The sequence below is a fragment of the Kitasatospora sp. NPDC059648 genome (genome assembly GCF_042734825.1).
Lineage (GTDB): Bacteria > Actinomycetota > Actinomycetes > Streptomycetales > Streptomycetaceae > Kitasatospora.
In genome coordinates this window covers 1-12,572 of the sequence record NZ_JBHWDU010000140.1, presented here as the reverse complement: position 1 = coordinate 12,572, position 12,572 = coordinate 1, and the positions used below count along the sequence as shown (strand labels likewise).

General features: G+C 72.5%; 9 protein-coding genes. 6 read left to right on the top strand and 3 right to left on the bottom strand.

The window, feature by feature from the left end; all coding sequences use genetic code 11:
• Positions 1-248: 248 nt before the first annotated feature.
• Entirely contained in the window at positions 249-3,431 is a 3,183-nt protein-coding gene (gene ileS, locus ACFV1W_RS38495) for an isoleucine--tRNA ligase (protein WP_380421997.1), read from the bottom strand.
• A gap of 631 nt (positions 3,432-4,062) precedes the next feature.
• Between ileS and ACFV1W_RS38490 the strand changes: the two genes are divergently transcribed.
• From ACFV1W_RS38490 to ACFV1W_RS38475, 4 genes are all read left to right on the top strand, one after another.
• The gene (locus ACFV1W_RS38490) at positions 4,063-4,530 is read left to right on the top strand and encodes a TraR/DksA family transcriptional regulator (RefSeq protein ID WP_380422000.1); all 468 of its coding nucleotides are present in this window, start codon (positions 4,063-4,065) and stop codon (positions 4,528-4,530) included.
• Positions 4,531-4,663: 133 nt separating this feature from the next.
• Positions 4,664-5,320, top strand: a complete 657-nt coding sequence (gene lspA, locus ACFV1W_RS38485) for a signal peptidase II (RefSeq protein WP_380421998.1) — start codon at positions 4,664-4,666, stop codon at positions 5,318-5,320.
• A gap of 64 nt (positions 5,321-5,384) precedes the next feature.
• On the top strand, positions 5,385-6,323 hold the full coding sequence (locus ACFV1W_RS38480) for an RluA family pseudouridine synthase (RefSeq protein ID WP_380421996.1): 939 nt from the start codon (positions 5,385-5,387) through the stop codon (positions 6,321-6,323).
• Between the two features lies 1 nt (position 6,324).
• Positions 6,325-6,786, top strand: a complete 462-nt coding sequence (locus ACFV1W_RS38475) for a GNAT family N-acetyltransferase (RefSeq protein WP_380421994.1) — start codon at positions 6,325-6,327, stop codon at positions 6,784-6,786.
• A gap of 107 nt (positions 6,787-6,893) precedes the next feature.
• On the opposite strand, the gene ACFV1W_RS38470 is transcribed toward ACFV1W_RS38475, so the two are convergent.
• A complete protein-coding gene (locus ACFV1W_RS38470) occupies positions 6,894-7,913 on the bottom strand; it encodes a mechanosensitive ion channel family protein (RefSeq protein ID WP_380421993.1) in 1,020 nt (339 codons plus the stop codon).
• Between the two features lie 140 nt (positions 7,914-8,053).
• Here ACFV1W_RS38470 and ACFV1W_RS38465 point away from each other — a divergent pair, with 140 nt between their 5' ends.
• Together ACFV1W_RS38465 and ACFV1W_RS38460 are read left to right on the top strand one after the other, a co-directional pair.
• The gene (locus ACFV1W_RS38465; RefSeq protein WP_380421991.1) at positions 8,054-10,855 is read left to right on the top strand and encodes an alpha/beta fold hydrolase; all 2,802 of its coding nucleotides are present in this window, start codon (positions 8,054-8,056) and stop codon (positions 10,853-10,855) included.
• The gene (locus ACFV1W_RS38460; RefSeq protein ID WP_380421990.1) at positions 10,852-11,739 is read left to right on the top strand and encodes an ABC transporter permease; all 888 of its coding nucleotides are present in this window, start codon (positions 10,852-10,854) and stop codon (positions 11,737-11,739) included. Before ACFV1W_RS38465 ends, ACFV1W_RS38460 begins: the two co-directional genes overlap by 4 nt.
• A 16-nt stretch (positions 11,740-11,755) precedes the next feature.
• Here the strand turns inward: ACFV1W_RS38460 and ACFV1W_RS38455 are convergent, their stop codons facing one another.
• Entirely contained in the window at positions 11,756-12,379 is a 624-nt protein-coding gene (locus ACFV1W_RS38455) for a TetR family transcriptional regulator (protein WP_380421988.1), read from the bottom strand.
• Positions 12,380-12,572 lie beyond the last annotated feature (193 nt).

Here is a 12,572-nt window from a genome sequence, read left to right as displayed (position 1 = left end):
CCCCGTTGGCTCCCTCAAAATCACCCGTCACGCCCCCTTCCGTGGCCACCCCCTCCACCGCCCCTCCCGCAGCGCGTCCCTCTCGCCTGGGTCGGGTGTGGGGGGAGGGGGTGTGTTGGGCGCGCGGGGCTCGCCCGCGCGCCCATGGAGGGGGAGGGGGCTGGGGTGCGCCGGGGGCGTGCGCCCGTGGAGGGGAAAAGGGAACCGCCGCCCGGCTCCGGGGAGCTGGGCGGCGGTTCGGGGGTGGGTCAGGCCTTGCGGAGTTGGAAGGCGAGGCCGAGGGATTCGTCGGTGAAGGTGTCGGAGGTCCAGTCGGCTGCGCCGGCGGCGAAGTCGGTGGCGAGGACTTCCTCGGCGACGAGGGGGCCGTGTTCGGCGATGGCTTCGGCGGTTTCCTCCGTGGTGGCGCGCCAGCGGAGGACGATGCGGTCGGCGACGTCGAGGCCGGAGTTCTTGCGGGCTTCCTGGATCTGGCGGATGGCGTCGCGGGCGATGCCGAGGCGCTTGAGTTCCGGGGTGATGGCCAGGTCGAGGGCGACGGTGGCGCCGGACTCGTTGGCGACGGCCCAGCCCTCGCGTGGGGTTTCGGTGATGATCACCTCGCCGGGGGAGAGGGTGATCGTTTCGCCGTTCAGTTCGACGGAGGTGGTGCCGGAGGCGCGCAGTTCGGCGGCCAGGCGGGCGGCGTCGGTGGCGGCGACCGCCTTGGCGACGTCCTGCACGCCCTTGCCGAAACGCTTGCCCAGGGCGCGGAAGTTGGCCTTGGCGGTGGTGTCGACCAGGGAGCCGCCGACCTCGGCGAGGGACTCCAGGGTGGAGACGTTGAGCTCCTCGGCGATCTGCGCGCGCAGGTCGGCGGGCAGTTCCTCCCAGCCCTGGGCGGCGACCAGCGCGCGGGAGAGCGGCTGGCGGGTCTTCACACCGGACTCGGCGCGGGTCGCCCGGCCGAGCTCGACCAGGCGGCGGACCAGTGCCATGTGCCGGGAGAGCTCGGTGTCGATCAGGGTCTCGTCGGCCTCCGGCCAGGTGGCCAGGTGCACCGAGGCCGGAGCCTCCGGGGTGACCGGGACGACCAGGTCCTGCCAGACCCGCTCGGTGATGAACGGGGTGAGCGGGGCCATCAGGCGGGTGACGGTCTCCAGCGCCTCGTGCAGGGTGGCGAGCGCGGCGGCGTCGCCCTGCCAGAAGCGGCGGCGGCCGCGGCGGACGTACCAGTTGGAGAGGTCGTCGACGAAGCCGGAGAGCAGCTTGCCGGCGCGCTGCGTGTCGTACGCCTCGAAGGCGGCGTCGACCTCGCGGACCAGGGTGTTCAGCTCGGAGAGCACCCAGCGGTCCAGCTGCGGGCGGTCGGCCGGGGCCGGGTCGCTCGCCGAGGGGGCCCAGTTCGAGGTGCGGGCGTACAGGGCCTGGAAGGCGACGGTGTTCCAGTAGGTGAGGAGGGTCTTGCGGACCACCTCCTGGATGGTGCCGTGGCCGACCCGGCGGGCCGACCAGGGCGAGCCGCCGGCCGCCATGAACCAGCGGACGGCGTCGGCGCCGTGCTGGTCCATCAGCGGGATGGGCTGGAGGATGTTGCCCAGGTGCTTGGACATCTTCCGGCCGTCCTCGGCCAGGATGTGGCCCAGGCAGACGACGTTCTCGTAGCTGTTCTTGTCGAACACCAGGGTGCCGACGGCCATCAGGGTGTAGAACCAGCCGCGGGTCTGGTCGATCGCCTCGGAGATGAACTGCGCCGGGTAGCGCTTCTCGAACAGCTCCTTGTTCTGGTACGGGTAGCCGTACTGGGCGAAGGGCATCGAGCCCGAGTCGTACCAGGCGTCGATGACCTCGGGCACGCGGGTGGCGGCGCCGCCGCAGTCGCGGCAGGCGAAGCTGACGTCGTCGATGTACGGGCGGTGCGGGTCGAGGGCGCTCTGGTCGGTGCCGGTGAGCTCGGACAGCTCGGCCAGCGAGCCGACGCAGGTGAGGTGCCCCTCCTCGCAGCGCCAGATCGGCAGCGGGGTGCCCCAGTAGCGGTTGCGGCTGAGCGCCCAGTCGATGTTGTTGTTCAGCCAGTCGCCGAAGCGGCCGTGCTTGACCGTGTCCGGGAACCAGTTGGTGGCCTCGTTCTCGCGGATCATCGCGTCCTTGACGGCGGTGGTCCGGATGTACCAGGACGGCTGCGCGTAGTAGAGCAGCGCGGTGTGGCAGCGCCAGCAGTGCGGGTAGCTGTGCTCGTACGGCAGGTGGCGGAAGAGCAGGCCACGCTCCTTGAGGTCCGCGACCAGGGCCTCGTCGGCCTTCTTGAAGAACTGGCCGCCGACCAGCGGGACCTCGGGGGCGAAGGTGCCGTCGCCGAGGACCGGGTTGACCACCGGCAGGCCGTACTTGCGGCAGGTCGCGAGGTCGTCCGCGCCGAAGGCGGGGGACTGGTGGACGATGCCGGTGCCGTCCTCGGTGGTGACGTAGTCGGCGTTGAGGACGTAGTGGGCGTTCTCGATCTCGACCAGGTCGAAGGGGCGGCGGTAGGCCCAGCGCTCCATCTCGGCGCCGGTGAAGGACTCACCGGTGGTCTCCCAGCCCTCGCCGAGCGCCTTGGCGACCAGCGGCTCGGCGACGACCAGCCGCTCGTTGCCGTCGGTGGCCACCACGTAGGTGACCTCCGGGTGGACGGCGGCGGCGGTGTTGGAGACCAGGGTCCAGGGGGTGGTGGTCCACACCAGTAGGGCGGCCCGGTCGGCCAGCGGGCCGCTGGTGAGCGGGAAGCGGACGTAGATCGAGGGGTCGACGACGGTCTCGTAGCCCTGGGCCAGCTCGTGGTCGGACAGGCCGGTGCCGCAGCGCGGGCACCAGGGGGCGACCCGGTGGTCCTGGACCAGGAGGCCCTTGTCGAAGATCTGCTTGAGCGACCACCAGACGGACTGGACGTACGACGGGTCCATCGTCCGGTAGGCCTCGTCGAGGTCGACCCAGTACCCCATGCGGGTGGTCAGCTCGGCGAAGGCGTCGGTGTGGCGGGTCACCGACTCGCGGCACTTGGCGTTGAACTCGGCGATGCCGTACGCCTCGATGTCCTGCTTGCCGGAGAAGCCCAGCTCCTTCTCGACGGCGAGCTCTACCGGGAGGCCGTGACAGTCCCAGCCGGCCTTGCGGGCGACGTGGTAGCCCTTCATCGTCCGGTAGCGCGGGAAGACGTCCTTGAAGACGCGGGCCTCGATGTGGTGGGCGCCGGGCATGCCGTTGGCGGTCGGGGGGCCCTCGTAGAAGACCCACTCGGGGCGGCCCTCGGACTGCTCCAGGCTGCGCTGGAAGACCTTGTTGTCCTGCCAGAAGGAGAGGATCCGGTGTTCGAGGGCGGGGAGGTCCACCTGTGCGGGGACGGGGCGGTAAAGAGGGGCCGCGCGCAGCGCGTCGTCGGAAGGGTCGTGGTGGGTGACGGGTTGGGAGCTCATCGCGGGCGTCTACCTCCGGCGGATGCTGGGACTGGATCCTCCGGAGGGACGAGACGGACCAGCCGCCCCGCGGTACCACCCTCCTTGACCGCGGTGCTGCGTTTCGCGGCCCTCTTGTTTGGGCTTGCTGCCGGGTCTAGTGGGCCATCGCGTGGCCGTTCTTCCGGCGGCTCCGGGTGATCTTCCCGCCGTGCACACCCCCGGGCTCGCACCGTCCCCGGGTCGCTGGTGGCTGCGTACGTCGGTACTCGTCCCATCTGCGCCTTGCAGGGCCAGTGTATCGGCCGGGCGGGACGGTTTGTCCAAAGGGATTCGGGGGAGCGGGGCCGGGACGCGATCCGGGCTGGTCGGCGGGGGCGGTTAGGTGGGAGCGAGGTGGGCACAAGTCTGTCAGCGCACGGGGCGTGGCGGTTGGGGCGGCTGCCTGGGTGGGATCATCGTGAGGCGTCGGTATGTCATGTTGTGACCGGTTTTGATCGGGATTATCGTTCCGGCACTGGAGGCCGCCGGGAACCGGCGGCTCGATTCGTTCGTAGATGGGGTCGAAGCCATGGCTGAGAAGGCAACCGGCGCGGGTACCGCCACCAAGCGGGCACGCAAGGCCGTGGCGGCCGATCCAGGGGAGGGGACCGTGACCACTACCGCACCTCAGAAGACCAACAGCGAGACCGTCACCGTGACGCGCGGAGCCGAGTCGGTCGACCCGGCGACACTGCCCGTCCGGCCGGGCGAGGACGCCTGGACCTCGGACGAGGTCCACGAGCTGCACGACGAGCTGATCAGCGACCTGGAGCGGCTGCGCGGCGAGATCGACGCCGCCGACGCCGCCATCGCCGGCCTCATGCGCGACTCCAACGACGGAGCCGGTGACGACCAGGTGGACGCCGGTACGAAGAACATCTCGCGGGAGAGCGAGCTGGCCCTCGCCAACAACGCGCGGGACAGCCTCGCCCAGACCGAACGCGCCCTGGAGCGGCTGGAGGGCGTCGGCTTCGGCACCTGCGAGTCCTGCGGACAGGCCATCGGCAAGGCCCGGATGCAGGCGTTCCCCCGGGCCACGCTCTGCGTGCAGTGCAAGGCCAAGCAGGAACGCCGCTGATCCGGGGCGCCGACCGGGCCACCGGGGCGACGCGGGGGGTCGGGCTTGCCGTACGCTCGACCCCGTAACGTCGCCTGACTCGTCGGTACGGACGCGGTCAGGCCCTCATCGGCTCACATCGGCAGCGGAGCGGATCATCAGTACGCAAGGTTCCCCCCAGACCCGGGACGACGCCGTCCCGAATCCCGCCGATGACGCGGAGGTGGCCGTGGTCGAGTCCGCAGAGCCGGCAGAGTCCGCCGGGGCGGGCCCGGTGACCGGCGCCACGGTGGTGGACAAGCCCAAGGGCCGGCGCCGGGTCGGGGTGCTGCTGGTCGTCGCGGTGCTCGCCTTCCTGATCGACCTCGGCAGCAAGCTGCTGGTCGTCGCCAAGCTGGAGAACCACGCGGCGATCAAGGTGATCGGCGACGTCGTCACCTTCCAGGTGATCCGCAACTCCGGTGCCGCCTTCGGCATGGGGCAGGCACTGACCGTCGTCTTCACGATGATCGCCTCGGCCGTCATCGTGGTGATCTGGCGGATCGCCCGCCGGCTGTACAGCCTGCCGTGGGCGATCGCGCTCGGGCTGCTGCTGGGCGGCGCCCTCGGCAACCTCGCCGACCGGCTGTTCCGCGCGCCGGGCGTCTTCCGCGGGCACGTCGTGGACTTCATCTCGGTCCAGCACTTCGCGGTGTTCAACCTCGCCGACTCGGCGATCGTCTGCGGCGGCATCCTCGTCGTGCTGCTCTCCTTCCGCGGCAGCAACCCGGACGGGAGCGTGCACCACCCGGCGGAGAAGGGCGAGAAGTAGCGCCCGCGGACGGGTGGGCGGCTCGCGGGCGGGGCGGGGCCGGGTTTCCGGCATACTCGTACGGGTGAGTACCGCAGCGCAGATCCGCAGCCTCCCCGTTCCCGACGGCCTGGAGGGCGAGCGTCTCGACGCCGCCCTCGCCCGGATGTTCGGCTTCTCCCGGACCAAGGCCGCCGAGCTGGCCGCCGAGGGCAAGGTGACGCTCGACGGCGCCGTGGCCGGCAAGTCGGACCGGGTGACCGCCGGGTCCTGGCTGGAGGTCGAGATCCCCGCCCCCGCCGCCCCGGTGCAGATCGTGGCCGAGCCGGTCGACGGCATGCGGATCGTCCACGACGACGAGGACATCGTGCTGGTCGACAAGCCGGTCGGCGTCGCCGCGCACCCGAGCCCCGGCTGGACCGGTCCCACCGTCATCGGCGGGCTCGCCGCGGCCGGCTACCGGATCTCCACCTCCGGCGCCGCCGAGCGCCAGGGCATCGTGCACCGGCTGGACGTCGGCACCTCGGGGCTGATGGTCGTCGCCAAGTCCGAGCGGGCCTACACCGACCTCAAGCGGCAGTTCCACGACCGGGTCACGGACAAGCGCTACCACACGCTGGTCCAGGGGCACCCGGACCCGCTGAGCGGCACGGTCGACGCGCCCATCGGGCGCCACCCCAGCTCGGACTGGAAGTGGGCGGTGACCCGTGACGGCAAGCCGTCCGTCACCCACTACGACCTGATCGAGGCGTACCGGGCGGCCTCGCTGATGGCGATCAAGCTGGAGACCGGCCGCACCCACCAGATCCGCGTCCACATGTCCGCGCTGCGGCACCCCTGCGTGGGCGACCTGACGTACGGCGCCGACCCGACGCTGGCGAAGCGGCTCGGGCTGACCCGGCAGTGGCTGCACGCCGTCTCGCTCGGCTTCGAGCACCCGGCGGACGGGCAGTGGGTCGAGTTCACCAGCGAGTACCCGGCGGACCTGCAGAAGGCGCTGGACGTCATCGCGTCGGAGAGCTGAGATGACGGTCTCCGTGCGGGTCGCCGAGGGGGAGGCCGACCTGGAGCTGGTGCGGGCGGTGCGGCGTGAGGTGTTCGTCGTCGAGCAGAGCGTGCCGGAGGAGCTGGAGTACGACGAGTACGACGCGACCTCGGTGCACGTGCTGGCCGTGGGGGCGGACGGCGCGGCGCTGGGGACCGGGCGGCTGATCTTCGGCGCGGAGGCACTGGAGCTGACCGGGGGCGTCGAGGGGCGGGTGCTGCTCGGCCGGCTCGCCGTCCTGGCGGCGGCCCGGGGGACGGGGCTCGGGGTCGAGCTCGTCCGGGCGATCGAGGCGGCGGGGCGCGAGCGCGGCGGCGTCGAGGTCGAACTGCACGCGCAGGTGCGGGCGCTCGGGTTCTACGAGCGGCTGGGGTACGTGGCGCAGGGGCCGGTCTACGACGATGCCGGGATTCCGCACCGGACGATGACGCGGGTTCTGTAGGGGCGGGGGCGGGCCCGGGGCTTCGGTACCGGTGGTCGCCTTTCGCCTCGCGCAGGTCCCCGCTCCCCTTTCGGGGCGCGGGGATCCCCGTCCTGTGCGGCGCCGGGTCAGGTGTCGGTGGTGCGGAGGCGGGGAAGGGCGTGGGGGTGCTCGTCGCGCAGGTGGGCGATGAGCTGTTCGCGGATGTCGAAGCGGAGCCGGGCGGCGTCGTCGGGGGTGCGGGCGGTCATGGTGGCGCGGAGGACGATGGTGCTGGGGGTGGTGTCGGTGACGTCGAGGGCCCACTCGCGGCCGTCCCACAGCGGGTGCTGTTCCAGGCGGGTGTGCAGGGCCGTTCGGAGTTCGTCGACCGGGGTGCTGTGGTCCAGGTGGAGCAGGACGGCGGCGAGCAGGCCGGGGTCGCGACGGGTCCAGTTCTCGAACGGCTTGTTGACGAAGTAGGAGACCGGGACGATCAGCCGGCGGTGGTCCCAGAGCCGGACCACCAGGTAGGCCAGGGTGATCTCCTCGACCGTGCCCTGCTGACCGTCCACCACCACGGTGTCGCCGATCCGGACGGTGTCGCCGAAGGCGATCTGCAGGCCGGCGAAGAAGTTGCCCAGCGTGCTCTGGGCGGCGATCCCGGCCACGATGCCGATCAGGCCGGCCGAGGCGAGCAGGCTGGCGCCGACGGAGCGCATGGCGGAGAAGGTCAGCAGCATCACGGCGACGGTGACCACGACGATCACCGCGCTGACCGCTCGGCGGAGCATGCTGATCTGGGTGTGCACCCGCTGTACCCGGGCCGGGTCGCCGGCGACCGTCTCGTAGCGGCGGAGCAGCGCCTCCAGGACGGCGGCCACCACGCGGACGGTGAGCCAGCCGAGGGAGGCGAGCAGGAGCAGGAGGAGCAGGTGGTGGGCGCCCTCGTCACCGGTCAGGTGGAAGATCCGCCGGAGCGGGCTGGTGAGGAGCAACAGGGCTGACGCCACGGTGAGTTGGAGCGGGGCGCGGCAGCGGCGGAGCAGTGCCCAGACCGGTGCCTCCGGGTGGTCGGCGCTGATCCGCTGGAGGATCTGGTCGACGATCCAGCCGACCGCCAGGGTGGCGGCGACGGTGGCGAGCAAGGTGATCAGCGGCCAGAGCACGGGGACCTTCTCGGGGTGTCGTCCGGTACCGGGAGAGCCGGGTGGGCCGTACGATACCGGGGTTCAACGGGGCAAACCGGTCGAAAGGGGCCGGTGGCTTTATCGGACGCCTACCCGGGCGACGGATACGATCAGCCCCCATGGAGTTCGGTGGGGCATGGCGCCGGTGGCGCGGCCGGGGTACGTCGGTGCGGCGCAGGGTGCTGGCCGGGGCGGTGGCTCTGGTGGCGGTCGCCGGGGTCGGCACGGCGACGGTGGCGTCGGGCGGTGAACAGGCGGTCCATCAAGAGGATCGTTTCCTCAGCATGCCGGAGACGCCCGGCGGTACCGAGCAGGTCCAGCTGGACACCTCGTTCTTCACCACCGGCACCAGCCCGCGGCCGGCCGTCCTGCTCGCGCACGGCTTCGGCGGCTCCAAGGAGGGCGAGCGGGACCGGGCCGAGCAGCTGGCCCGGCAGGGCTACGCGGTGCTGACCTGGTCGGCCCGCGGCTTCGGGCACTCCGGCGGGAAGATCGGCCTGAACGCGCCCGACCGCGAGGTCGAGGACGTCAAGCACCTGGTGGACTGGCTGGCCCAGCGCCCCGAGGTGAAGCTCGACGGGCCCGGCGACCCGCGGGTCGGCATCACCGGAGCCTCGTACGGCGGGGCGGTCTCGCTGCTGGCCTCGGCGTACGACCACCGGATCGACGCGGTGGCCACCCAGATCACCTGGTGGAACCTGGCCGACGCGCTGTTCCCGCAGGGCGTGGACGGCTCGGGCGCCGCGGACGGCGTTTTCAAGAGGCTGTGGGCCGGAATCTTCTTCACCACCGGGTCGGCGGCCCCTGGTTCGGCGGGCGGTCTCGGGCCCTCGGGCGGTGCGCCGCGCGGGACGGGCAGGCCGGACGCGACGGCGGCGGACGGGCAGGTCGGGTGCGGGCGGTTCCTGGAGTCGCTCTGCCAGATGTACGACCGGGTCGCGACCGCGGGGCACGCCGACCCGGAGGCGGTCGCGCTGCTGGACAGGTCGAGCCCGTCCTCGGTCGCGGCGCAGCTCAAGGCGCCCACGCTGGTCGTGCAGGGGCAGCAGGACTCGCTGTTCCCGCTCGACCAGGGCGACCTGATCGCCCGGGCGGTGGCCGCCAACGGCGCGCCCGTCTCGGTGGACTGGTTCGCGGGCGGGCACGACGGCGGCACGGACACCAGCGCCCGGGTGGACGACCGGGTGACCGCCTGGTTCGACCACTATCTGAAGGGGCTCGGCAACGACACCGGCCCGGGGTTCCGGGTCACCCGGACGGGCGGGGTCGACTCGACCGGCTTCCAGGCCGTACTGCGCGGCGCCGACGCCGACCGGTACCCCGGTCTCGGCGGTACCGGGACGCGGTCCGTCGAGCTGCCGGGCGGGGAGAAGCCCGTCGCCAACCCGCCCGGCGGGGCGCCGCCCGGCATCTCGACGCTGCCGGGGATCGGCGCGCTGAGCCAGGCGGCCTCGCTCGGGGCCGGGCTGTCGCTGGACTTCCCCGGGCAGAACGCCGCCTTCGACTCGGCGCCGCTGGACACGCCGCTGCACCTGACCGGGCAGCCGACCGTGCCGGTGCGGGTGAAGGCGGACCGGCCGGACGCGGTGCTGTTCGCGAAGCTGTACGACGTCGGGCCGGACGGAAAGGCGGTGCTGCCGGAGCAGCTCGCGGCCCCGCTGCGGGTGACGGGCGCGGACGAGGGGAAGACGGTCACGGTCCGGCTGCCCGCCGTGGACCACGACTTCCCGGCCGGGCACCGGCTGCGGCTGGTGCTGGCGTCCACCGACCTGGCGTACGCCTCGCCGAACGAGCCGGCCACCTACCGGGTGGCCGTGGCGGGGGCGCTCACCGCGCCGACGGTGGCCGAGCTGGTCACGGAGGCGGCGCCACTGCCCGCACGGACCTGGATGCTGCCGGTGGCGGCCGTGGTGGTGGCCGCGGGGCTGGTGCTGGTGCCGTGGTTGCGGCGGCGGTCGGCGGTCGGCACGTCCTCGGGCCCCGAGTTCGATCCGGAGCTGGCCGGGGTGCCGCTGCGGATCAGCGGGCTGAGCAAGCGCTACAAGGGCTCCCAGGACCGGTACGCCGTACGGGAGTTGGGCTTCCGGGTGGAGCAGGGGCAGGTGCTCGGCCTGCTCGGGCCGAACGGCGCGGGCAAGACCACCACGCTGCGGATGCTGATGGGCCTGATCCGGCCGGACGCCGGGGAGATCCGGGTGTTCGGGCACCTGATCCGCCCCGGGGCGCCGGTGCTCTCGCGGGTCGGGGCCTTCGTCGAGGGCGCGGGCTTCCTGCCGCACCTCACCGGCCGGGCCAACCTGCGGCTGTACTGGCAGGCCACCGGGCGGCCGGAGGCCGACGCGTGCTTCGACGAGGCGCTGGCGATCGCCGGGCTCGGCGAGGCGCTGGACCGCGCGGTGCGGACCTACTCCCAGGGCATGCGGCAGCGGCTCGCCATCGCGCAGGCGATGCTCGGGATGCCGGACCTGCTGATCCTGGACGAGCCGACCAACGGGCTGGACCCGCCGCAGATCCGCGAGATGCGCGAGGTGATGATCCGGTACGCGGCCGGCGGGCGGACGGTCATCGTCTCCAGCCACCTGCTGGCCGAGGTCGAGCAGAGCTGCACCGACCTGGTGGTGATGGACCGCGGGCAGTTGGTGACGGCCGGGCCGGTCGGCGAGATCGTAGGCGCGGGTGAGCTGCTGGTGATCGGGCTGGCCGCGTCCTGCGACCCGGAGTCGGTGGCCGAGAAGGTCGGCGCGCTGGCCGGGGTCGGCTCGGCGGAGGCCGTCGAGGGCGGGCTGCTGGTCCGGCTGGACGGGCTCGCGGCGAGCGAGCTGCTGGCGGAGCTGGTGCGGCTGGGCGTGCCGGTGGAGAGCGCCGGGCCGCAGCGGCGCTTGGAGGACGCGTTCCTGTCATTGATCGGAGGTGCGGCGTGAGCGCCGGTGCTACTACGGATCGGGTCCCCTCGGACCGCGGTGAGTCGGACCACGCCGAGGGGTACCGGGCGAGCCGGACGCTGCCGCTGCGGGTGGAGGCGGTGCGGCAGCTGCGCCGTCGCCGCACGCTGGTGATCGGCGGGGTGCTGGCCGCGATGCCGTTCGTCATCCTGGCGGCGTTCCAGATCGGGGGCACTCCGGGGCGTCCGGACCGGACCACCTTCATCGACCTGGCCACCGCCTCCGGGGCCAACTTCGCCGTCACCATGCTGTTCGTGGGCACCGGCTTCATGCTGGTGATCCCGGTCGCGCTGTTCTGCGGGGACACGGTGGCCTCGGAGGCCAGCTGGTCCTCGCTGCGCTACCTGCTGGCCGCACCGGTGCCGCGGGCGCGGCTGCTGGCCCGCAAGTTCGCGGTCGGGCTGGCGTTCTCGGCGGTGGCGATCGTCATGCTGCCCGCGATCGGGCTCGTCGTGGGGACGGTGGCGTACGGCTGGGGGGACCTGAAGCTCCCGGCCGGGGCCGGCCTGCCCGCCGGGGAGGCGCTGCCCCGGATCGCGATCGCGGTGGCGTTCGTGTTCCTGAGCGAGCTGGTGATCGCCGCGCTGGCGTTCTGGCTGTCGACGGCGACGGACGCGCCGCTGGGGGCGGTCGGCGGGGCGGTGTTCCTGTCGATCATCACCGGGGTGCTGGACGCGGTCACCGCGCTGGGCGATCTGCGGGAGTGGCTGCCGGCGCACTGGCAGTACGCCTGGGCCGACGCCCTCCAGCCGCAGCTGGAGTGGGGCGGCATGCTCCAGGGGGTCTCGTTGTCCCTGTCGTACGCGGTGGTGCTGCTGGCGCTGGCGTTCCGCGGGTTCGCGCGCAAGGACGTGGTGTCGTAGGGGGCCGGCGGGCCGGTCAGGAGAGGGCGGCAGCCGGGGCCGGGCCACCTGCCAGGGCGGTGAAGAGCAGTCGCCACAGGGGCCCTCCGTCGCTGATGGCGGGGCTGTTGTCGTCTGTGCTGCCGCCGTCGGCGTGTTCGGCCGTGGTCAGCAGCCCCCGGATCACGATCAGCAGGAGTTCGGCGACCAGCGGCGGGCAGTGGCCGGGGAAACCGCTGTCGCGCTGGGCGCGGCGGACCAGGTCGGTCAGGGCGCCGTGCATCTCGGTGAGGACGTCGCAGGGGGCGGGGGCCAGGTCGGGGCGGCCGAGCGCGAGCCTGAGCGCGGCCCGTAGCCGGACGTCCGAGCGCAGCCGGTCGGCGAAGCCCACGACGACGCCTTCGAGGACCTCGGCGGCGTCGGCTTCCGGGGTGTCGTACGCGGCGTGCAGGCTCGTCCAGGCGTGGCGGGACTCGTCGATCAGGGCCCGGGCCAGCGACCGCTTCGAGGGGAAGTGGCCGTAGAGCGCGCCCTTGGTCATGCCGATGCGCTCGGCCACGGTGTTCAGAGTGGTGCTGTCGTAGCCCTGGACGGCGAACACCTCGGCGGCGGCCGTGAGGACCTTCTCCCGTGTGCGTCGCGCCCGCTCCTGCTTTGCCATGGCCCTGCCCTCCGTCGTTGCCTGGAGCTCATGCATACCATCGGGGTGGAATGTTGTTGCAAGGCTTTCCTTTGCAGTTTGAATGTGCTCGGCGGGGCTTGTGGAATCGGGAGACAAGAAACATACCTGTAGGAATCTTGCGAACACGTGAGCGGCGCGGCCGGGGATCGGTGCACGACTGGTGCACCGATCC

What these genes read in the sequence shown, in the direction of transcription:
- ileS (WP_380421997.1), bottom strand. Translation starts at nt 3,431, where the DNA reads ATGAGCTCCCAACCCGTCACCCACCACGACCCTTCCGACGACGCGCTG.
- ACFV1W_RS38475 (WP_380421994.1), top strand. Translation starts at nt 6,325, where the DNA reads ATGACGGTCTCCGTGCGGGTCGCCGAGGGGGAGGCCGACCTGGAGCTG.
- ACFV1W_RS38465 (WP_380421991.1), top strand. Translation starts at nt 8,054, where the DNA reads ATGGAGTTCGGTGGGGCATGGCGCCGGTGGCGCGGCCGGGGTACGTCG.
- ACFV1W_RS38455 (WP_380421988.1), bottom strand. Translation starts at nt 12,379, where the DNA reads ATGGCAAAGCAGGAGCGGGCGCGACGCACACGGGAGAAGGTCCTCACG.